This window comes from Alloalcanivorax mobilis, from assembly GCF_002864685.1.
Taxonomy (GTDB): domain Bacteria; phylum Pseudomonadota; class Gammaproteobacteria; order Pseudomonadales; family Alcanivoracaceae; genus Alloalcanivorax; species Alloalcanivorax mobilis.
The window spans coordinates 67,730-88,929 of sequence record NZ_NMQZ01000010.1 but is presented as its reverse complement, the minus strand read 5'-3'; the positions used below and the strand labels follow the sequence as shown (position 1 = coordinate 88,929).

Genomic DNA, 21,200 nt, shown 5'->3' with positions numbered 1-21,200 from the left:
GCATTCTATGGTTAATCAATCTGCTCCCGGCGTAGTCATTGTCGGCGCGGGCCAAGCAGGCGCTGAAGTGGCCACGGCTCTTCGTCAGAAAGGGTATTCGGGCTCGATCACTATGATTGGCGAGGAACGTTATCCACCATACCGGCGGCCGCCATTGTCGAAGGCCTTTCTCGCCGGAGAGGCCACGCTGGAATCTTTGCACCTGAAGCCCGAAGCGGTGTATCAGCGGCACGGTATCCGTTGCCGTTTAGGTGTGCGTGTCATGGCGATCGACACCATTGCGCGGCGTTTGCGGCTCTCCGACGGCTCGACTTTGCGCTATAACAATCTGGTTCTCGCCACCGGTGGCCGCCCTCGGCCATTGCCGGTGCCCGGCGCTGATTCGGACTGTGTTCATTATGTGCGTACCGTTGACGATGTACTGCGATTGCGAGAGCACTTTTGCGCCGGTGCTCGATTGGTACTGATCGGTGGTGGCTATATTGGTTTGGAAACCGCGGCCGTGGCTATCAAGGCGGACCTCAAGGTCACGGTGGTGGAAGCAATGGACCGCGTGCTCGCCAGGGTGGCGGCGCCGGCGTTGTCTGAGTTTTACGAGTCGGTTCATCGCGAACACGGCGTGGAAATCCTGACCGGCGCGGCGGTTAAATGCCTGGAGACGGAGGAGTCCGGCACCTGGGTGCGGCTTACCGATGGTCGCGAACGGCAGGCGGATCTGGTGATTGTCGGCGTCGGGTTGATACCGGAAACCCGGTTGGCGGAAGAAGCTGGGATAACCGTGTTACCGGAAGGCGTCGTGGTGGACAGCGGTTGCCGAACGTCGGTGCCTGACGTGTATGCGGTAGGAGACTGCACGTATCACGAAAATGACTTCTACGGCCGTCATATGCGTGTAGAGTCGGTCCCCAACGCCACCGAGCAAGCGCGCGCGCTGGCCGCCACGCTGTGCGATGAGCCGATCCGCTATGCGGCGGTCCCGTGGTTCTGGTCCGATCAGTACGGACTCAAACTGCAGATGGTTGGTCTTTCGGAAGGTTACGACGAACTGGTAATACGAGGGGAGAGGGCGTCGCGGTCTTTTATCGCCTTCTATCTGCGTGAGGGTGTGCTGATCTCCGCCGACGCGGTAAACCGGCCGCAGGATTTCATGATCGCTCGCCGTCTTGTCGCGGCACGCGCGCAACCCGCGCCTGACGATCTGGCCCGCGAGGATAGGCCGTTGAAGGCGCTGGTCGAGAGTAAGGTGGTTTGACGATCATCCAATGCATTGAGAAACCTGAGAGCAGGGGGGAGAAGGGCGCGTCGCTCCGCGCCCTTCCTTAGTACTGCTCCTCGGGAAGACGTACTTCCATGCCATCCATGCTCTCATCCACCGTCAACTGACAGCTCAACCGGCTGTTTTCGGGCTGCCGGTCAGGGACACCTTCGAGCAGGAACTCCTCGGATTCGGACATTGGCGGCAAGGCGTCGTCCCATGCCTGATTCACATAGACGTGGCAGGTGGCGCAACTGCAAACGCCGCCACAGTCACCGAGAATGCCTGGAATGAGATTATCGATGGCGGTTTGCATCAGGCTTTGGCCGGCGGTGGCCTCCACATCGTGCCGGGTGCCGTCATGTTCGATATAGGTGATTCGAGGCATATCGTTTCTCTACTTCTTCGGTTGGTTGGCAGACAAGCCGCTCGTTAAATAATAGACCGGCCAGACGGTCTATTATTTAACGAGCGGCTTGATTTGTCTAGTGATCTGGAGGATGGGAGGTACGATTTCCGGTCGAAGAGGTGGCGGAAGGTGGCTGATATTGAAAATTTATCCATTCAATAACAATGGGTTAAGGAATTATTGGAAGAAGTTTCCGGTCTATTGTTTACAAAGACCGTCCAGTCGGTCTATGATTGGGTTGATCGGAACAGAGTGTTCCCGCCAATTTGCCGTCGAGCATTTCCGACGCTAAGTCGGAATGGCTGGATGGAAGAACATGTTTCCATTTGTGGGGTTAGGTGACGACATGAGTGCTCAAGCCGCAGCGATACCGGATATCAATGAGTTGATTCGTCCGGAGCATGTACACGGTTCGGTGTACACCAGCGAAGCTCTCTACCAAGCAGAGCTTGAGAAGATCTGGTATCGGACCTGGGTCTACGTGGGGCATACCAGTGAAGTGCCCAACGCGAATGACTACGTGTTGAAGTCCATTGGCCCGCAGCCTGTCATCATGACGCGCGATCGCAACGACCAGATTCATCTGCTGCTCAATCGTTGCACCCATCGGGGTAATCAGGTGTGCGTTTTTGATAAAGGCAACAGCCGGACCTTTACTTGCCCCTATCACGGCTGGACCTTTTCCAATACCGGCCAGTTGCGTGGTTATCCGTTTCCATCCGGATATGAAGGCACCGACCGGGAAGAACTGGGGTTGGGGCGAGTGGCGCGGGTGGCCGAATACAAAGGCTTTATTTTTGGTTCTTTCGCGGAGCAAGGCCCGTCGCTTGAAGAGCACCTGGGCGGCGCCCGTGAGGCCATCGACCGGCTTGTTCGCAATTCGCCGGAAGGCGAAGTGGAAATTACCGCTGGTTTTCTCAAGCACAAGGCGCGGGCCAACTGGAAATTCCTGCTCGAAAACGAAACCGATGGCTACCACCCGCAGTTTGTTCATGCCTCTATTTTCAGCGTGGCGCAAAGCGGCATTGGCGATTTATACAGCAGTGATTCCACGGCGGTGGCACGTTATCTGGGCAATGGTCATTCCGAGAACGATCTGCGGCCTGAGTTCCGACGGCTTGATAAGCCGCTGGGCTGGTTCGGCACCTCGGCTGCGCGCATGCCCGAGTACGTCGCGGCTATGAACGCTGCCTATGGGGAGAACAAAGCCAGGGAGATCATGATAGACGGCACTCCGCACACGATGATTTTTCCTAATCTCTTTATCGCCGAAATTCAGATTTTCGTACTGCAACCGCTGGCGGTAAATGAAACCGTTCAGCACGTTACCGCCCTGCAGTTCAAGGGCGCGCCGGAAATGAACCGCCGGCTTCGGCAGCAGACCATGGGCTCGGTGGGACCGGCGGGTTTTCTGCTGGCCGACGACTCGGAAATGTATGAACGCAATCAGCGCGGTATTCAGGTTCGCGACCCGGAGTGGGTGTTTCTTGGGCGTGGAAAAAACCGGGAGCGTCGTGACGAGGACGGCTTCATGGTCGGCGACGCCACCGACGAAGTGCCGTCGCGCGGTATGTGGCAACACTACCGGACAATCATGGAGGAGCGGTAATGGCGCTTAATCGGGATACCGACGGCCTGCTCAGCGAAGTGACTCAGTTTATTTATCGTGAAGCCCGCTTCCAAGATGGCCACGCCTACGATGACTGGGAAGCGCTTTGGACCGACGACGGAGTTTACTGGATTCCCGCCAACGGCGATCACAGCGACCCGGAACGGGACATGTCCATCGTCTACGACAACCGGTCGCGAATCGCCCTGCGTATTCGCCAGTTGCACACCGGGAAACGGCACGCCCAGGCGCCCCGATCACGGCTCCGGCGTGTAGTGTCCAACGTTGAAGTGCTGGACGAAGGGGGTGATGAAATTCGCGCGATCAGCAACGCCCTGGTGTTCGAGTCCAACCTGCGCGGCGACATCGTTTGGGCATCGCGCAATGAGTATCTGCTGCGTCGCGTGAACGGCGAGCTGCGCATGGCGCGCAAGACCGTCCATCTGGTGAACAACGACAAGGCTCTTTATTCCATGTCGTTCTTGATTTGAAAACGGAGGCGCCATGAAAACGGAAAATAATTCCGACGTCGAAGCGGTGATCAAAGAGGGTCCGGTACGGCTGGACATTGAGAGCGGTCGCATCGCGCACATCCGGCTGAATCGCCCCGACGCGGCTAACGGGCTTAGCGTGGAGCTTCTGCGCCGGCTTTACGACGTGGTTATGACTTGTCACGGAGATGCCCGTCTGCGGGTTGTGATTTTGTCCGGCGAGGGCCGGCATTTCTGTGCCGGTGGCGACGTGCGTGATTTTGCCGCCAAAGGCGAACAGTTGCCCGACTACCTTCGTCAGGCGACGTCGTATCTGCAGATCGTGTCCGGCGCCTTGATCCGGCTCAATCAACCGGTGATTGCCAGTGTGCAAGGGTACGCCGCCGGCGGCGGTGGCCTGGGTCTGGTGTGCGCGGCGGACCTGGTGATCGCCGCCGACGACGCCCGTTTCATGGCCGGTGCGACCCGCGTTGGCATGGCCCCGGACGCCGGTGCCACGGTGACGCTGCAGCGTATCGTCGGCTTACGCCGCGCCATGGACATTCTGCTCAACAACCCGGTGATCGACGCGGCCGAAGCGTTGGACATGGGTCTGGTCAACCGCGTGGTGCCGACGACGGATCTGGATTCGCAAACACGTGATTGGGCCCGGCGGATCGCCACCGGCGCGCCCTTGGCCCTCGCCGCTACCAAGCGTCTGGTTTGGAACGGCGCCGGCTTGGGCGTGGAGGCTTGCCTGCCAGAAGAGAGCCGTACCGTTTCGGAGCTTTCCGGCAGCGCCGATTCCCGCGAAGGCTTGGCGGCGGTGATCGAAAAGCGCGATCCCGTTTTCAAGGGCCGCTGAGCCATGGTATCGAATCGCTTTCAAGGGCAGCGGGCACTGGTGACCGGGGGCGCCAAAGGCATCGGCGCCGGTATCGCCGAACGTCTGGCTGGGGAAGGCGCCGCGGTAGTGATCGCCGATATCGATGAAGCCGCCGGCCGGCCACTTGCCGAACGTCTGGGGAGCGTCTTTCTGGAGCTGGATTTGACCAACACGGCGGCGGTGGAACACGCCTTGGTCGATGAGCCGCCCTTTCAGATACTGATCAATAACGCCGGCATGGATCAGCATGCCTGGTTCACGGAGACTTCGCCGGCCCAATGGCAGGCCTTGCTGGCGGTCAATTTGACCGCGGTGCTCGCCGTGACACGGGCGGTGTTGCCGGCGATGCAGAGTGCCGGTTACGGCCGGCTGGTACACATCGCTTCCGAAGCGGCCCGGCTGGGCTCCGCCGGTGGCGCTGTGTATGCCGCCAGTAAAGGGGCGGTGTTGGCATTTTCCCGCTCGATGGCTCGTGAGAACGCCCGTTATGGCATTACCTCCAATGTGATCGCTCCAGGGCCAGTGGAAACGCCGATGCTCAAGGAGGCGCTGGTTGACGGCGGCGACAAGCTGTATCGAGCCATGGTGGGTGCCACTCTGGTGGGGCGGCTGGGGCGGGTTGATGAAATCGCCGCTGCCGTTGCCTTTGTCGCCTCCGACGAGGCCGGTTTCATCACCGGTGAGGTTCTTGGTGTTTCCGGCGGCATGGGGTGCGGGCAATGAATGTTCAAAGCGCTGACAACCAGGCACTGAAAGCAGTGATCGAGCGGGTGCGTGGGGTCTATGGCAGATGGCGCCGGGATACATCGGTGGCCGAAATGCGGGCTGATTGGGAACGACTGTTCCAGCCTCGGGAGCCGATCACGCCTCATTACTTCGACGCGAAGGGCGTACCGGTAGCCTGGATTGCGGCGCCTGGCGCCGACGACACTCGTACGTTGATCTACTTCCATGGTGGTGGTTTCCGCGTTGGCTCGGTCGCTTCGCACGCCGAGTTGATGCTGCATTTGTCGCGCACGGCGGGTTGCCGGGTGCTGGGCGTGAACTATCGGTGCACGCCGGAATACGGCTATCCCGCGCCGGTGGAGGATGGCCTGGCCGTTTACCGTTTCCTGATCGAAGAGGGCATCGATCCGGCGCGGATTGCCCTGGCCGGTGATTCCGCTGGCGCCAATCTGGCGCTCAATCTGCTGTTGCGCCTACGCGACCAGAGCGAACCGCTGCCGGCCGGCGCGCTGCTGATGTCCGCCTGGACCGACCTGGCTGCCACCGGCGAGAGCTATGAAAGCCGTGCCGACGCCGATCCGATTCATCAACGGCCGATGATTCAGTCGATGGCGGCGGGTTATCTGGGCGCTGGCATCGCCGCCGACGATGCGGCGGCCTCTCCTTTGTACGCGTCATTGAACGGGCTGCCACCGATGCTGCTGCAGGTCGGGGAGGCGGAAACCGTGCTCGATGATTCGCGCCGGTTCGTGGAGCTCGCTCGGGATGCGGGCAACGCCGTCGAGCTGGCGGTCTACCCGCGCATGATTCATGTATTCCAGCAGTTCATGCACGAGCTTCCAGAGGCGCGCGCCGCACTCGACGAAGCCGGCGCCTTCCTGCGTCGCTGCTGGTAATTTTCGATTCCGGAAAGAGGAACCAAGGCATGATCGGTATTGTTGGATACGGCGCCTACCTGCCCCGGTTGCGGCTCAGTCGCCGGGCGGTGTTCGACGCCAACGCCTGGTATGCGCCGCAGTTTGCGGGCAAGGCGCGTGGTCATCGCACCATGGCGAACTGGGACGAGGACAGCGTCACCATGGCGGTGGCCGCGGCTCGCGATTGTCTGGGGCCCGGGGATGATCGTTCCCGGGTGCGGGCGCTGGCGCTGGCGTCTTCATCACTGCCGTTCGCGGAGCGGCTCAACGCCGGTATCGTCGCCGAGGCGCTGACCCTGGACGAACGTGTGCTGGCCCAGGATGTGACTGGCAGCCAGCGTGTCGCCTTGTCGGCGCTGGCTCAGGCGCTTGCCGCCGTGCGCGGTGGCCAGGGGGAGACGCTGTTACTGGCTGCCGATAACCGCCAGACCTCCGCCGCCAGCGCCGCGGAACTGGACTACGGCGATGGTGCCGCCGCCGTGCTGCTTGGCAGCGATGGCGTGCTGGCGGAATATCTGGGCGGCGCGCACCGTACCGTGGATTTCGTCGACCGTTTTCGCCGCACTGGCGAGAGCATCGATTACCACTGGGAGGAACGCTGGGTGCGCGATGAGGGCATCGACCGGCAGATGCCAGAGGTGATTGCCGAGGCGCTGACGCAGGCCGGTGTCGAGGCCGCTGCCGTGGATCATTTCATTTTCCCCGCCGCGTTTGCAAAAGTGGATACCCGGCTCGCAGCCCGCTGCGGGATTCCACCGGAAGCGGTGGTCGATAACCTCGCCGAGCGGGCCGGCAACACCGGTGTGGCTCATGGCCTGCTGTTGCTCGCTGGCGTCTTGCAGCGGGCCCGCCCTGGCCAGATCGTGTTACTGACACAGTTTGGTAACGGTGGCGAGGCGCTGGTGTTCCGGGTCACCGAGGCCATTGATCACTTTCGTCCGGTGGTGGGTCTGGAGGGCTGGTTGGAACGCGGCCGCGAGGAAACCGCCTATACCCGCTTCCTGTCTTTCCAGGGCCGTCTGCATCTGGAGCGCGGTATGCGCGGCGAGCAGGATAAGAAGACCGCGCTCACCACCCTTTACCGGCACCGCCGCGCCATTCTTGGCCTGGTGGCCGGGCGTTGCCGGGAGACCGGCGAGGTGCATTTTCCGCCGTCTCGCATCAGTTATACGCCGGGCAAGCCCGTGCAGGACTCCCAGGAGTCCTGGAAGCTCGCCGAGCGCCAGGGCCGGGTACTGAGCTGGTCGGCGGAATATCTGTCCTGGCACATGTCGCCGCCGCATCAGTATGGTCAGGTCGATTTCGACGGCGGCGGGCGCATCTTGATGGACTTTACCGATGTGGAACGCGGCGACATCAGCAGTGGCTGTGCGGTGGAGATGGTATTTCGCATCAAGGACACCGACGAGACACGCGGATTCAACCGCTATTTCTGGAAAGCCACGCCGCTGCGTGACGCATCGCAACAGCCGGAAAAATCGGAGTAGCTCATGGCGACAGGTATCAAAGACAAGGTGGCGATTCTCGGTATGGGATGCAGCCGCTTCGGCGAGCGCTGGGATGCCAGCCCCGAGGATCTGATGGTCGAGGCCTACAACGAGGCGATGACGGACGCGGGCATCGGCCCCGAACAACTGGACGCCGCCTGGTTTTCCACTCATATGGACGATGTGGGCGTCGGCCGTGGTGGCACGCCCATGGGCATCGCTCTGCGTTTGCCGAACATTGGCGTGACCCGGGTGGAGAATTTCTGCGCGGGCGGGTCCGAGGCGATTCGGGGCGCCGTCTACGCGGTGGCCTCCGGCGCCTGCGACATTGCAATCGCATTGGGCGTGGAAAAACTCAAGGACACCGGCTACGGCGGCCTGCCCGTCGCCACCGTCGGCACTTATATTCCACAGTGGTACCCGAACGCGGTGGCGCCGGCTAACTTCGCGCAACTGGCCGCCGCCTACCAGCAGAAGCATCGGGTCGAGCCCGATCTGCTGAAACGGGCCATGGCCCATGTCTCGGTGAAAAGCCACGCCAACGGCGCGCTCAATGCCAAGGCTCATCTGCGCAAGCCGATCACCGAGGAGCAGGTATTACGCGCGCCGACCATCGCCGAGCCCCTTGGCCTGTTCGACTGTTGCGGCGTCTCCGACGGCGCCGCCGCGGTGATCGTCACCACGCCAGAGATCGCCCGTGGGCTCGGCAAACGGGACCTCGTCACCTTCAAGGGTCTGCAGGTCTCGGTGTCCAATGGCTGGGAACTGCAAAGTAATGACTGGGACGGCAGCTACGTGCACACCGCCCGGATAGCGGCACGTAAAGCCTATCAGGAAGCGGGTATCACCAACCCGCGCGAGCAGATCAGCATGCTCGAGGTGCACGACTGCTTCTCGATCACCGAGCTGGTGACGATGGAAGACCTGTTTATTTCCGAGCAGGGCGGGGCGGTGAACGATGTGCTCGATGGCGTGTTCGACGCCGACGGCGCGCTGCCTTGCCAGATCGATGGCGGCCTGAAATGCTTCGGTCATCCGATCGGTGCCAGCGGCATTCGTATGTTGTACGAAATGTATCTTCAATTGCAGGGCCGTGCTGGAGAACGCCAACTACCCGATCCGGTACTCGGCCTCACTCACAACCTGGGCGGACAGCCATCGCAGAACGTTTGCTCGGTATCCATTGTCGGGCGGGAAGGCGCATGAGCGATCTGGATAAATTGATCCGTGGAGCGCCACCGCTGGTACGCCTGGATCGGCCGGCCGAAGGCGTGCTGCGCATCCTGATCGACCGCCCGGAGAAGCGCAACGCCATGGACCATCGGGTACGCGAGGCGCTCACCGCGGTGATCGGCGAAGCGCTGGCCACGCCCGCCTGTCGCGCCTTGGTGCTAGGTGGTGTCGACGGCATGTTCTCGGCCGGCGGCGATGTTCATAGCATGGGTGACCTGAGCGAGCACGACGCCCGCGCCCGGATGCGCCATATTCAAGTGCTGTGTCGCTTGCTCGCCAGTGCGCGCTTGCCGGTGGTGTCGGCAATGGAAGGCGTGGCCGCCGGGGCGGCGGTGGGCATGGCCTTGCTCGGCGACGAGATCGTGGTCGGTGATCGTACCCGTATCCTGTTTCCGTTTCTGAAGCTGGGCTTGACCCCGGACTGGGGGTTGCTGCTGACGTTGCCCCGTCGGGTCGGAGTCGCCGGTGCCCGGCAATTACTGACCCGTGGCGATGCGGTCTCCGGTGACGAAGCGGTGGCTTGTGGTTTGGCCGACGAACGGGTGGACGACGACGCCGTGATGGCCACCGCCGTGGCCAGGGCGGAGCGTCTGGCCGCACTGCCGCCCCGCGCTTTCGCGCGGATGAAGGCACGCCTCAACGAGCCCGCGCCGACACTTGCCGAGGCGCTACACCGCGAAGAGGACGACCAGGCGAGCTGCCTGTTGAGTGCGGAGTTCAGTGAAGGGCTGAGCGCCTTTCTGAACAAGCGCGCTCCGAACTTCCGCGATTCCCGCTTTGATGTCGGTGCATCGGCCGATGAGAGAGAGTCGTATGGACGCGATTGAACCGCGATGCATTGGCGTGGTGGGGGCTGGGGTCATGGGCCGTGGCATCGCCCAATTGTTTGCCCAGGCCGGGCACCGGGTGCTTTGTCACGACAGCGTCGCCGGAGCCGCCACGGATGCCGTGGCCGAGGTGCGCGCCCGGTGGCAACGGTCACAGGAAAAGGGGCGCCTGAGCGCGGCGCAGAAAAACGCCGCCGGCGCTCGGTTGGCGGTGGCGGAGAAACTTGCTGATCTGGCCGAGTGTGATCTGGTGATAGAGGCGATCGTCGAGCGCCTGGATGCCAAGCAGGCGTTGCTAGTGGATCTGGAAGGGCATGTGCGTGCGGAGGCTCTGCTGGTCAGCAATACGTCGTCATTGATGGTGGCCGCCATCGCCGCGCGCTGCCGCCATCCGGAGCGGGTGGCAGGGCTGCACTTTTTCAATCCCGCGCCGCTGATGAAAGTGGTGGAGATCGTTGCCGCGGTGCGCACCGCGCCGTCCGCTGTCGAACGTCTTGGCGCCCTGGTGGCCAGCACCGGGCACCGGGCGGTGATCGCGAAGGACCAGCCCGGCTTTCTGATCAACCACGCTGGCCGGGGGCTGTACACCGAAGGGCTGCGGCTGCTGGAAGAGGGTGTCGCCGATTATGCCGCCATCGACCGGGTGCTGCGCGAAGGGCTTGGCTTCCGGATGGGGCCCTTCGAATTGCTCGACCTCACCGGCTTGGACGTGTCCGGCCAGGTGATGCAATCCATTTACGAGCAATTTCAACACGAGCCCCGTTTCCGGCCGTCGTCGCTGGTGCCGCCCCGGGTGGCGGCGGGCCTGTATGGTCGCAAGAGCGGCGAGGGCTGGTATCGATACCATGAAGGTAAAGCGGTTCGATCACCTGCACCGGTGCCACCCGAACTCACCCTGAAAGGCCCGGTTTGGATCGATCCGAAGGCCGAGCATGCGGACCTTCTGGGCGAGCGGGTACGAGCACAAGGGCTAACCCTGGGCGACCAGCCCGAGCAGGCCGCGCTGCTCATTATTCAGCCGTGGGGCGACGACGCTTCCACGGTGTGCGCGCGTGACGGCCTGAACCCGGAACGTTGCGTGGCGGTGGACCCGCTTATTGGCCTGACCGGCCACATCACGCTGATGTTGACCATCGCCACGTCTTCGCAGGCACGGGATGCCGCCCACGCGCTGCTCGCCGCAGACGGAGTGCCAGTAACAGTGATCCATGACAGCCCGGGATTCATTGCCCAGCGCGTGCTTGCGATGATCGTCAATATCGCCGCTGAGATTTCTCAACGCGGGATTGCCTCGATTGCGGATATCGACGATGCGGTGTCCGTTGGGCTTGGTTATCCCCACGGCCCCTTGGCCTGGGGCGACCGTCTCGGTGCCGGGCGTGTTCTGACGATTCTGGAACGCATTCAGAAACAGCGTGGCGACCCTCGCTACCGGCCGGCTCCGTGGTTATCCCGCCGTGCACGGTTGGGGCTGCCATTGCGACATCAGGAGGCTGCTCTGCCAGGGGCCTGAGCCGGTGGTGATTCGCATGAGTGCAAATTTTAAATAGTCCGTCCAGGCGGAATATAAAAGAATGAGGCCCGATTGGCCCAGTAACTACGAGGATCAATGCATGACTACGACGTCCCATTACGACTGCATCATCATCGGCGCCGGTGCCGGTGGTCTGTGTGCCGCCGCGCGCCTGACAGCGGCCGGCCGGAAAGTGCTGGTGCTGGAACGCCTGGATCGCGTTGGCGGTCGCGCCGGCAGCGAGCAAATCGACGGTTTCACGGTGAACGTGGGCGCCATTGCTATCGAGCTGGGGAGCACCTTCGAAGAAACTTTCTCACTGCTTGATGTGCCTTTGGATATTCGTGAACCTAGCCCCGCTACGGTGTTCCGCATTAAAGGCAAGCTGATTAATGTTTCAAAGGGCGGTTGGGGCATGCTGCTTGGCGGCTTCACCAAAAAGGCGGCCAAAATCGGGGCCAAGTTCTCTGATGCCCGCGGCGGCGATCTGCCAGAAGCGTCGCTGTCCACCGAGGAGTGGCTGGGTAAATACACCAGCAGCTCTACCGTCCACGCCATCTTTCGCAATTTGTGCGCCGCCATTTTCGCTGCCAACGCGGATGAAGTGCCGGCCCGGGCGTTTCTCACTTACTTCGCTGTTAAAGGCGCCTTCAAACGGTTTGGATTCTGCCCGCGCGGCACCCAGGGGATCTGGGATGATCTGGCCGCGGGCATCCGCCAACGCGGCGGTGAAATTCGCACCGGTTGCCCGGTGACCGGCTTGACCGTGGAGGACGGTCGCGTCACCGGCGTAACGGTGGCCCGTAGCGAAGGCGAGGAAACTCTGTCGGCGGCCACCGTGATCAGCAACATGGGGCCTCTGGGGACCGCGCTGCTGAGCGGCGGTGACGCCCTTGGTGAGGATTATCTGCGCCAGGCCCGCGAAACCCTACGGCCGGCGGCGAATATCGTGGTGAACTTCGCCACCCGGGAACGCCTGGTCGATGCGCCCGGCCTGATTACCTTCGGCCGCACCCGGCGTCTGTGCAATATGGGCGAGTTGACCGCCACCTGCCCCGAACTGGCGCCGGACGGCTGGTATCAATACGTGGCCTACGGTGTGCCTCGTCCGGCACTGGCTGATTTCGACGAAGAAAAGGAAATCGAGCATACCCTGCAGGACCTGCGCGACGAATTCCCGGGCTTCAGCGACGCCAAAATGCTGTCGGTGCGGGTGATGCGTGGCGACTGGCCAGCCCAGCGTTCCTGCGCCGGGTTCGACATGCCCCAGGACACGCCGATAGAGAACCTTTGGCAGGTCGGGGATGGCGTTAAGGACTATGGCGATGGTGGCACCCAGGCTTGTGCTCTGACCGCAAAGTGGGCCGCCGAGCGGGTCACGGAATACGTTGAATGACTGGCATAAGTAATCTTTCCTATGCACGCCAGCCCGACGCCCGGGAGAAGATCGCCGTTTTGCTGCCTATGTTGCGGTCGTTTTTCCAGGAAGCGGTGCAAGGTTTGACGGCTCGTTGTGCCCGATCCGGGACGCTTGACGTCGAGCGGTTTGAATACTGGCAAGAGAGCAGCTATCAGCTGGCGCTGTCCAGCGCCGAGCTGGCCGCGGCTCAATGTCTGTTCGATCGATGGGACCTTCTGCAAGGCCCGCTTGAGCGCCGTCTGGCGTTGGTGTCTATCGTCGAGACCCTGCCGAGCGTCGCCACGCGTTTGGAACGGGTGTTTCTGGATATCGATGCCAATGACGACCGGCAACGCCTGTATCAATGGATGGCGAACGACGTCGTAGCGACGTTAAGAGGGGAAGTGATCGGCGCCGCTGCCCTGGCGGAGACCGGCCGCTTACTGGTGGCCCATGAAGGCGCCATCGGTGAGCCGCCGCTCAGCGAGGAGCTGGCCATGGCCCGAGACGCGTTCCAGCGTCTGGCGCGCGAGCGCGTCGCGCCGCTGGCGGAGGCGATCCACCGCGAAGACCTTACCGTTCCGGAAGCGTTGTTGCAGCCACTGCGCGAACTGGGGCTGTTTGGCCTGTCGGTGCCCACCCGTTACGGCGGCAGCGCCGACGACGGCAGCGACGACAACCTGATGATGCTGGTGGTCACCGAGGCGCTCTCCGAGGTGTCGCTGGGGGGCGCGGGCAGCCTGATCACGCGCCCGGAAATTCTCACCCGGGCGTTGCTGGCCGGTGGCACCGAGGATCAGAAAGCACACTGGTTGCCGCGCATCGCCAACGGCGAACCGCTGTGTGCCATCGCCATTACCGAACCGGACTACGGTTCGGATGTCGCCGGGCTGGCGTTGCGCGCGACCCCGGTGGAGGGCGGCTGGCGGCTGAATGGCACCAAGACCTGGTGCACATTCGCCGGCAAGGCAGGATTACTGTTGGTGATCGCCCGCACCGACCCGGATCGGAGTAAGGGCCATCGCGGGCTGAGTGCGTTTCTGGTGGAGAAACCGTCCTTCGACGGTCACGACTTTGCCGTGGGCGGCGAGCGTGATGGTCGCCTGACCGGCCGCGCCATCGCCACCATCGGCTATCGTGGAATGCACTCCTTTGAACTCGCCTTCGAGGATTACTTTGTGCCCGCCGACCACCTGATCGGTGGCGAGAACGGCCTGGGCAAAGGTTTCTATCTGACGATGACGGGCATGATGGGAGGGCGCCTGCAAACCGCCGGGCGCGCCTGTGGAGTGATGCGCGCGGCGCTCGGCGCCGCTGTTCAATATAGCCGTGACCGCCGTGTGTTCGGTGAACCCCTGGCCGCTTATCCGCTGACACTCGGCAAACTTACCCGTATGGCGGGGTGCTATCTGGCTTGCCGGCAACTGGCCTACGCCGTGGCGGCGGATCTGACGACCCCCGCCGGGCGCCGTTTGGCCAGCCAGGCCAAGCTGCTCGCCTGTCGCGGCGCGGAGACCGTTACGCGGGAGGCCCTTCAGTTGCACGGTGGTATGGGTTACGCCGAAGAGATGCCGGTGAGCCGTTATTTCGTCGATGCCCGGGTGCTGTCGATCTTCGAAGGCGCCGAGGAGACCCTGGCGCTCAAGGTCATCGCCAGAGGGCTGCTCGAAGAGGCGTTGCGCGAGGGAGACGACGATGTCGGCTAGTGTTCTCGCCGGAATGGACGTGGTGGAACTTTCCGCGTTCGTCGCCGCGCCCCTCGGTGGCATGACCCTGGCTCAACTTGGCGCCCGGGTATGGCGTATCGATGATCTGCGTGGCGGGCTCGACTATCGCCGTTGGCCGGTTACTGATAACAACGTCAGCCTGTTCTGGGCGGGGCTCAACAAAGGCAAATTCTCCGCGGCGCTGGACCTGAGCCGCGAAGAAGGGCGCGAACTGGCTCAGGCGCTGATCACCGCGCCGGGCGAGGACGCTGGTCTGATGGCGACCAACTTCCCGGCGCGTGGCTGGCTCGATTACGAGGCTCTGAAGAAGCGACGCGCCGACCTTGTTCAGGTGGTGCTGATGGGCGACCGCCACGGTGGCTCGGCCGTCGATTACACCGTCAATCCCGCCACGGGTTTGCCGCTGCTCACTGGCGAAAGCGGCGTGGTCAACCATCTGCTGCCAGCCTGGGACCTGATATCCGGTCAGATGCTGGCCACCGCCCTGCTGGCCGCGGAACGTCATCGGCGTCGGTGCGGCCGCGGCCAGCAGGTGCGGTTGGCTCTGGAAGATGTCGCCATGGCCACGCTTGGGCACCTGGGCTTTATCGCCGAGGCGCAACAGGGGGTGGAGAGGGAGCGTAGTGGTAATTATCTGTACGGGGCTTTTGGCCGCGATTTTCTCAGCCGCGACGGCGAGCGGCTGATGGTGGTCGCATTGACCGCGAAACAGTGGCGCGCGCTTTGCGATGCCACCGGGTGCGGCGATCGGATCGAGGGTTTGGCGCGGCAACAGGGATTGGACTTCCGCCAAGAGGGTGACCGTTACCGGGCCCGCGAGGTACTTGCCGCGTTGTTCGAGCCCTGGTTCGCCGAGCGTGATTTCGAGCAGATTCGCGCCTGCTTTGACGAGCGGGGCGTGTGCTGGGGCCGCTATCAGAGTGTGGCCGGGCTGGTCGCCAGCGATCCGGCCTGTTCATTGGCTAACCCGATGTTTGAGCAAGTATGGCAGCCGGGCATTGGTTCGCTACTGACGCCGGCGTCGCCGCTGAATTTTTCCGATTGCGAACGGGTGCCCGCCACCGCCGCGCCGCGCCTTGGCGAGCACACCGAGCGCATGCTTTCCGAACGGCTTGGCGTTACCAGCGCCGAATACGGCCGATTGTTGCAACGCGGCCTGGTCGCCGCCCCGGGAGAGTAAATTATGTCTGGACCGCTCAGCGGGATCACCGTCGTTGAAATGGCTGGCATTGGACCAGGGCCATTCTGCGCCATGTTGCTGGCGGACCTGGGCGCCGATGTGATCTGCATTGAACGTAAACCGGGTGCCGGTGAGCCGGCTCTGGAGCGTTTCAAGGGCCCCACCAGTGTGGTTGATCGGGGGCGCCGCTCGCTGGCCGTGGATCTCAAGGATCCGGATGCCATTGCCTTGGTGCTGCGGCTGGTGGAAGAGGCTGACGCATTGATCGAGGGTTATCGACCCGGTGTGATGGAGCGTCTCGGCCTGGGGCCGGAGATCTGCCACGCGCGCAATCCAAAACTGGTATATGGGCGCATGACTGGCTGGGGGCAGACAGGGCCGTTATCCCGCGTCGCCGGGCACGACATCAACTACATCGCGCTGGCCGGGGCGCTGCATGCCATCGGTTCCGATGGCCAGCCACCGACAGTGCCGCTGAACCTGATCGGTGACTATGGCGGTGGCGGCCTGCTGTTGGCGTTCGGCCTGGTCAGTGCCTTGCTTGAGGCACAACGTGGTGACCAGGGGCAGGTGGTCGACGCCGCCATGTGCGATGGCGCAACGACTTTGATGAGCCTGTTCTACGGCCTGGCGGCGGGGGGGCAGTGGCAGTCGCAGCGCGAATCCAATTTTCTTGATGGCGCGGCGCCTTTTTACCGCGCCTATCTTTGCGCCGATGGCAAACATTTGGCCGTCGGTGCTATCGAACCCAAATTCTATCAGTTGCTGCTCAGTAAACTGGAAACGGATGAGCCACGGCTGCATGAACAGTGGCGGCGCGCGTCCTGGCCAGAACAACGGAACCTGCTGGCGGACATATTCCAACGCAAGAGCCGCGATGAGTGGTGCCGGTGCCTGGAGGGCAGCGATGTCTGTGTGTCTCCGGTGCTGGATCTGCACGAGGCACCGAAGCACCCTCACCACCGCGCGCGTGACACCTTCGTCGAGATCGATAACGTTACACAGCCGGCGCCGGCACCACGGTTTTCACGCACCCCGGGCCGCATTCGCCATGGCGTGGTCCCACCGGGACGGCACAGTCGACAGATTCTTGCCGGTATTGGTCTGCAGGACGATGAAATCGGCCTGCTGGCCCGGCGTGGAACGATACATATCCATGAATGACGACTTCGGTCAGCCTTGAGACAGGGAGCGATGAGCATGGCATTTTTCTTTAATGAACCGCCGCTGGACGACCACTTGGAGATGATACGGCAACAGATACGCCGGTTCGTTGAAGAAGTGGTGGTGCCCCACGGTGAGGCCTGGGAGTTGGAAGGTCTTATTCCCCGACAGATTTTCAAACAGATGGGCGATCTGGGATTTCTTGGCATCAGCACACCGGAAGCCTATGGCGGCAGCGGGTTGCCTGTCACCGCGGCGGTTATGTTCGCCGAGGAGTTGTCTCGGAGCACCTTCGGTGGTTTCGCGTCCTCGGTCACCGTTCACACCGATATGTCTTTGTCGCACATCGTCAAACGGGGCAGTGAGGCGCAAAAGCAGCGCTATCTGCCCGATGCGTGTGCCGGGAACAGGATCGGCGCCATCTGCGTGACCGAACCGGACGCTGGCTCCGACGTAGCGGCATTGCGTACCCGCGCCACCCGGGACGGCGACGACTGGATAATCAATGGCGCGAAGATGTTCATCACCAACGGCGTGCAGGGTGATGTCTATATCGTCGCCGCGCGTACTGATCCCAATGGCGGCGGCAGCCGTGGCTTATCCATGTTCATCGTCGAACGGGATACACCGGGATTTACCGTGGCACGAAAACTGGACAAGCACGGTTGGCGCTGCTCGGATACGGCCGAACTTTACTTCGATGACGTGCGCATACCCAGCGGCAATATGATCGGCGAGGAGGGCAAAGGCTTTTACTACATCGTCGATACCTTTCAGCACGAGCGTCTTCTGGTGGGCGGTCTGTGCGCCGGCCAGTGCTCGAAAGCCATTGAGCTGACCCTTGATTACGTGAAGACGCGAAAGGCGTTTGGGAAGACCTTGTGGGAGCAGCAGGCCGTGCGGCAAAAGCTGTCCGATCTCACCGCCCGTGCCGCGGCGGCCAGAGCGCTCACCTATCAGTGCGCACGCATGATCGAGAACGGACAGAACGTGATCGCCGAGGTTTCCATGTTGAAAGCCTACGCGGCGGAAACCCTGCAAGAGGTGGTGCACGGGTGCCTGCAGTTGCATGGTGGCACGGGTTACATGACGGGCACGCCGATAGAACGCATGGTTCGGGATGCCCGTGTTCTCACCATTGGAGGCGGCGCAACCGAAGTGATGTTGGAGGAAGTCGCCAAACGCCTTTGAGCCAGTGACCTGGCGAGGGAGGAAAAATGGAAACATCGGAGATGATCGAGGTGGCACAAGCGCTGTACGCCGCGCTTGCCGAAGGTGATCGTGAAACTCTGGATCGGGTATTGCATCCACGTTTCACGGCGCACATGACCGAGGGCATGCCCGCTGACCTGGGCGGTGAATACACTGGCGCCGAGAGCACACGGCGTAACTTCTGGGGACGTTTGGGGCGGCTTTTCGACGCTCGTGCCCAGCCTGAAACCTTTCACAGACTGGAAGCGGGCGGGCTGTTGGTTCGTGGCGAATACCAGGGCTTGGCCCGCGCATCCGGTCGTCCGCTGGTGGCGGAATTCGTTCACGAGCTGCAATTCTCGGAGTGCCGTGTGGCGCATCTGCGTCAACTTACCGACAGCGCTCTCTGGCAGCAGGCTTTGTCTGGGCCGCCGCGGAGCGAAACATCGGAAGCCGTTACCTTTACGGTGAAAGACGGGCTTGCTGAACTGACACTTAACCGCCCGGCATCGCGTAACGCCATTGACTTGAGCATGGCGGAGGAACTGCAGCGGGTGGCGATTCGTTGCAGCGGTGATCCGTCGATTCGGGCGCTTCTGATCAGCGCCGCCGGTGAGCATTTTACCGTCGGCGGTGATCTGAATTTCCTGGCCGGGTTTTCAGAAAAACGGTTGTCGGCTGTCCTGTATCAAATGACCGCCGCTTATCACCAGGCGCTGAACATACTATCCCGGCTGCCGGTTCCGGTGATCGCCGCGGTTCAGGGCGCGGCGGCTGGCGGTGGCCTGGGCCTGCTCTATGTCGCGGACATCGTATACGTGGCCGACGATCTGCGCGTCGCCACCGGGTTCGGCGCGCTGGGCCTGTCGATGGACGGTGGCAACTCCTGGTACTTACCCCGGCTGATCGGACAACGGCGCGCGGCGGAGCTCTATTTTGAAGGTCGCGTTCTGAACGCGGAAGAGGCGGTGGAGTGGGGGCTGGCGACGAGAAACCTACCGGGTCGGGACCTGCTTCCGCGGGCCAAGGCCTTGGCTGTGAAACTCTCCACTGGGCCGACATTGGCGTTCGGCGAGGCGAGGGGGCTACTTCGGGGCAGTTATGACCGAACACTGTCCGACCAACTGGTTCGGGAAACCGAAGCGCTGTCCCGTTGTGCCGACAGCAACGACGCAATGTTAGGAATACAGTCGTTTCTTCAGAATAAGAAATTCGTATTCTCCGGGCGTTGATGGCTATTCGGTTTATATGATCGCCATGTTGTGCTGCTCATATCCATTGTCACTGAGCCGCGCTTAAGCCCGGGCGCATATCCGGAAACCCAACGAAATAACACCATTTCGGCGGTTCGGCGGTGACGATCACTCCTCCTTCACCGTCGGCGAGTAATCCGCTACCGTGCAAGACGGTGTGCCGGCGTTTTCAGTTTTTCTCCAGATTATTAACAGTAGAGCCCTGGGGTGTTTGATCCGACCGGCGGGGGCACCAGGTGTGCCTTTGCACCAGACCGTGGGGGCTGACTGGCGGTAATGAGCGGGTAGCGGCCATTTAAAGGTATACATATATTTCTTATATGTGTGCCAAAAAAGAACTTTGATTTTTTTCGAAATTTCATTGACCGTCTGGTCGGTTTATTATTAAATTCCTTTATCAGATCAGTTGGCAACAGCAGTCAACAAGGGGACAGGCAATGACAAGGCAGGGTGAAAACCTGGCAATCTGGCGGACGGAGGCACTGGTGCCACGGTTGGAATCCTATCTGAGTAATCAGATCAATGCCGCCGTGACAATCTCCGATTTGAGCCGATTCACCGCCGGCCTTTCTTGGATCACGATCAGTTTTGGGCTGCGGCAAGACAGCGCTGAAGCGCGCCAGTTGATTCTGCGAATCGGTGATCCCAACGGTCTGTTGGCACCCTATTCGGCATGGCCGGAGTTTGTCGCGCTGTCCTGTCTTGATGGGATTCCGGAGTTGCCGATTCCCCAGCCTTACTGGTGTTGTGATGATGCCGAGGTGATCGGAGCACCGTTCATGATCGTTGGGCATCTACAGGGCACTACACTCATGCCGATGATGGCGAACAGCGTGCTTTCCGATGCCGGCGACCAGTGTCATTCCGACGACCGGTCTCTGATAGAGCAGGATTTCGCCGCGGCGCTGTCGGCCATTCATGGCTGCGCATGGGGTGGCACCGATGTGGCAGGGTTGACACCGGGAGTGTCTGCCGAGAACTGCACTTTGCTTGAGATCGAGCGCTGGACACGTCACGCGGCGGGCTCCTCCGGTACTTTGGAAGACAGCGCGATGCGCTTCGCTGACGCTTGGTTACGAGCCCACGCGCCGGTAGCTCCCGAAGTGGTGCTGCTTCACGGCGATTATCGGGTCGGAAATTTCCTGGTCCACGAAGGACGGATCTCCGGCATTCTCGATTGGGAGCTGACCCATCTTGGCGATCCCCATGAAGACCTGGCCTGGGCCGGAATGCGAGCCTTTGGTGGCACTGATACCACTCTTTCCGGGCTGCTCGGCCGCCAAGCCTTTTATCACCAATATGAACAGCGCTCGGGTCGTCGCGTCGATCCGGCGGCGCTGCGCTATTTCGAGGTTCTAGGTCAGTATAAGCAGGCCTCAATGTTGATCGGCGCCGAGGAGCGGGTGCGTAAAGGCAGCGTCCATGACATCCGTTTGGCGGCTATGGCGCTGCAGCGTTCGGCGGCAATGATGGGATTGATGAGCATGATCAAGGCGGTGGCATGAATCTGGACGTCCAACATTACCTTATGGCCATCAAAGCCACGCTACGCGACGAAATTCTTGAGGCGCTGCCGAGCGCACACGCTCAGGGCCAAGTGCGAGCGATCATCGACGTGCTGGATAAGATTCAGGCCATGGCCGACTGGTCGCCAGCGATGCTGGAGGAGCAGATAGACGCTCTGAAAGCGGGGCAGGCGCGGCTTTCCGAGCTGGCCCAGGGGCTGGCCGGGCCCGTCATTGAGCCGCCTACGCAAGGCGCCGACATGGCGTCGAGATTGGCCTCCTATCGTCGCGGTATCGACGTCTGGATTGACTGGTTCTACAACACCGCCGACATCGAGGACCCGCAACGGCGGCGTCGCATCGAGATGGCGATCCGCGATGTTCTGCAGGCCTGGCTGGCTGCCGAACGTCGCCGCATCGCAGCGGTCGATTTTCCGCCATGAATTAAA

General features: G+C 61.9%; 19 protein-coding genes. 18 read left to right on the top strand and 1 reads right to left on the bottom strand.

Features of this window, described 5'->3' with window-relative positions:
* The first annotated feature begins 7 nt into the window (after nucleotides 1-7).
* Nucleotides 8-1,252, top strand: a complete 1,245-nt coding sequence (locus CGS25_RS07770; RefSeq protein WP_101675127.1) for an NAD(P)/FAD-dependent oxidoreductase — start codon at nucleotides 8-10, stop codon at nucleotides 1,250-1,252.
* A 67-nt stretch (nucleotides 1,253-1,319) separates the two neighbouring features.
* On the opposite strand, the gene CGS25_RS07765 is transcribed toward CGS25_RS07770, so the two are convergent.
* Nucleotides 1,320-1,643 (bottom strand): 2Fe-2S iron-sulfur cluster-binding protein, encoded by a 324-nt coding sequence (locus CGS25_RS07765; RefSeq protein WP_101675126.1) that lies wholly within the window; start codon nucleotides 1,641-1,643, stop codon nucleotides 1,320-1,322.
* Between the two features lie 367 nt (nucleotides 1,644-2,010).
* Here CGS25_RS07765 and CGS25_RS07760 point away from each other — a divergent pair, with 367 nt between their 5' ends.
* The 17 genes from CGS25_RS07760 to CGS25_RS07680 all read left to right on the top strand — a co-directional run bounded on the left by CGS25_RS07760 (nucleotide 2,011) and on the right by CGS25_RS07680 (nucleotide 21,194).
* Nucleotides 2,011-3,273, top strand: coding sequence for an aromatic ring-hydroxylating oxygenase subunit alpha (locus tag CGS25_RS07760; RefSeq protein WP_101675125.1), 1,263 nt, complete (start codon nucleotides 2,011-2,013; stop codon nucleotides 3,271-3,273).
* The gene (locus tag CGS25_RS07755) at nucleotides 3,273-3,764 is read left to right on the top strand and encodes an aromatic-ring-hydroxylating dioxygenase subunit beta (protein WP_101675124.1); all 492 of its coding nucleotides are present in this window, start codon (nucleotides 3,273-3,275) and stop codon (nucleotides 3,762-3,764) included. The genes CGS25_RS07760 and CGS25_RS07755 overlap by 1 nt, the downstream gene beginning before the upstream one ends.
* Before the next feature lie 13 nt (nucleotides 3,765-3,777).
* Nucleotides 3,778-4,608, top strand: a complete 831-nt coding sequence (locus tag CGS25_RS07750) for an enoyl-CoA hydratase/isomerase family protein (RefSeq protein ID WP_198588722.1) — start codon at nucleotides 3,778-3,780, stop codon at nucleotides 4,606-4,608.
* 3 nt (nucleotides 4,609-4,611) lie between these two features.
* Nucleotides 4,612-5,352: an SDR family NAD(P)-dependent oxidoreductase gene (locus tag CGS25_RS07745; RefSeq protein ID WP_101675123.1), complete on the top strand. Its 741-nt coding sequence runs from the start codon at nucleotides 4,612-4,614 to the stop codon at nucleotides 5,350-5,352.
* Nucleotides 5,349-6,251, top strand: coding sequence for an alpha/beta hydrolase (locus tag CGS25_RS07740; protein WP_101675122.1), 903 nt, complete (start codon nucleotides 5,349-5,351; stop codon nucleotides 6,249-6,251). Before CGS25_RS07745 ends, CGS25_RS07740 begins: the two co-directional genes overlap by 4 nt.
* Before the next feature lie 29 nt (nucleotides 6,252-6,280).
* Nucleotides 6,281-7,759 carry a hydroxymethylglutaryl-CoA synthase family protein gene (locus CGS25_RS07735; protein ID WP_101675121.1) on the top strand — a complete coding sequence of 493 codons (1,479 nt, stop codon included), beginning with the start codon at nucleotides 6,281-6,283 and terminating at the stop codon, nucleotides 7,757-7,759.
* A 3-nt stretch (nucleotides 7,760-7,762) separates the two neighbouring features.
* Nucleotides 7,763-8,965, top strand: a complete 1,203-nt coding sequence (locus CGS25_RS07730; protein WP_101675120.1) for an acetyl-CoA acetyltransferase — start codon at nucleotides 7,763-7,765, stop codon at nucleotides 8,963-8,965.
* Entirely contained in the window at nucleotides 8,962-9,819 is an 858-nt protein-coding gene (locus CGS25_RS07725; protein ID WP_101675119.1) for an enoyl-CoA hydratase/isomerase family protein, read from the top strand. The genes CGS25_RS07730 and CGS25_RS07725 overlap by 4 nt, the downstream gene beginning before the upstream one ends.
* Nucleotides 9,806-11,332, top strand: coding sequence for a 3-hydroxyacyl-CoA dehydrogenase (locus CGS25_RS07720; RefSeq protein ID WP_101675118.1), 1,527 nt, complete (start codon nucleotides 9,806-9,808; stop codon nucleotides 11,330-11,332). Before CGS25_RS07725 ends, CGS25_RS07720 begins: the two co-directional genes overlap by 14 nt.
* 100 nt (nucleotides 11,333-11,432) lie before the next feature.
* On the top strand, nucleotides 11,433-12,728 hold the full coding sequence (locus tag CGS25_RS07715) for a phytoene desaturase family protein (RefSeq protein WP_101675117.1): 1,296 nt from the start codon (nucleotides 11,433-11,435) through the stop codon (nucleotides 12,726-12,728).
* A complete protein-coding gene (locus CGS25_RS07710) occupies nucleotides 12,725-14,437 on the top strand; it encodes an acyl-CoA dehydrogenase family protein (RefSeq protein WP_198588721.1) in 1,713 nt (570 codons plus the stop codon). The genes CGS25_RS07715 and CGS25_RS07710 overlap by 4 nt, the downstream gene beginning before the upstream one ends.
* The gene (locus CGS25_RS07705; RefSeq protein ID WP_101675115.1) at nucleotides 14,427-15,638 is read left to right on the top strand and encodes a CoA transferase; all 1,212 of its coding nucleotides are present in this window, start codon (nucleotides 14,427-14,429) and stop codon (nucleotides 15,636-15,638) included. Before CGS25_RS07710 ends, CGS25_RS07705 begins: the two co-directional genes overlap by 11 nt.
* A gap of 3 nt (nucleotides 15,639-15,641) precedes the next feature.
* A complete protein-coding gene (locus CGS25_RS07700) occupies nucleotides 15,642-16,802 on the top strand; it encodes a CaiB/BaiF CoA transferase family protein (RefSeq protein WP_101675114.1) in 1,161 nt (386 codons plus the stop codon).
* Nucleotides 16,803-16,838: 36 nt separating this feature from the next.
* Nucleotides 16,839-17,993 (top strand): acyl-CoA dehydrogenase family protein, encoded by a 1,155-nt coding sequence (locus CGS25_RS07695; protein ID WP_198588720.1) that lies wholly within the window; start codon nucleotides 16,839-16,841, stop codon nucleotides 17,991-17,993.
* 26 nt (nucleotides 17,994-18,019) lie between these two features.
* Complete coding sequence (locus CGS25_RS07690; protein WP_101675112.1) at nucleotides 18,020-19,225, top strand: enoyl-CoA hydratase-related protein; 1,206 nt, start codon at nucleotides 18,020-18,022, stop codon at nucleotides 19,223-19,225.
* Nucleotides 19,226-19,683: 458 nt separating this feature from the next.
* Nucleotides 19,684-20,751 carry a phosphotransferase family protein gene (locus CGS25_RS07685; RefSeq protein WP_101675111.1) on the top strand — a complete coding sequence of 356 codons (1,068 nt, stop codon included), beginning with the start codon at nucleotides 19,684-19,686 and terminating at the stop codon, nucleotides 20,749-20,751.
* Complete coding sequence (locus CGS25_RS07680; protein WP_101675110.1) at nucleotides 20,748-21,194, top strand: hypothetical protein; 447 nt, start codon at nucleotides 20,748-20,750, stop codon at nucleotides 21,192-21,194. Before CGS25_RS07685 ends, CGS25_RS07680 begins: the two co-directional genes overlap by 4 nt.
* The last annotated feature ends 6 nt before the right edge of the window (nucleotides 21,195-21,200 follow it).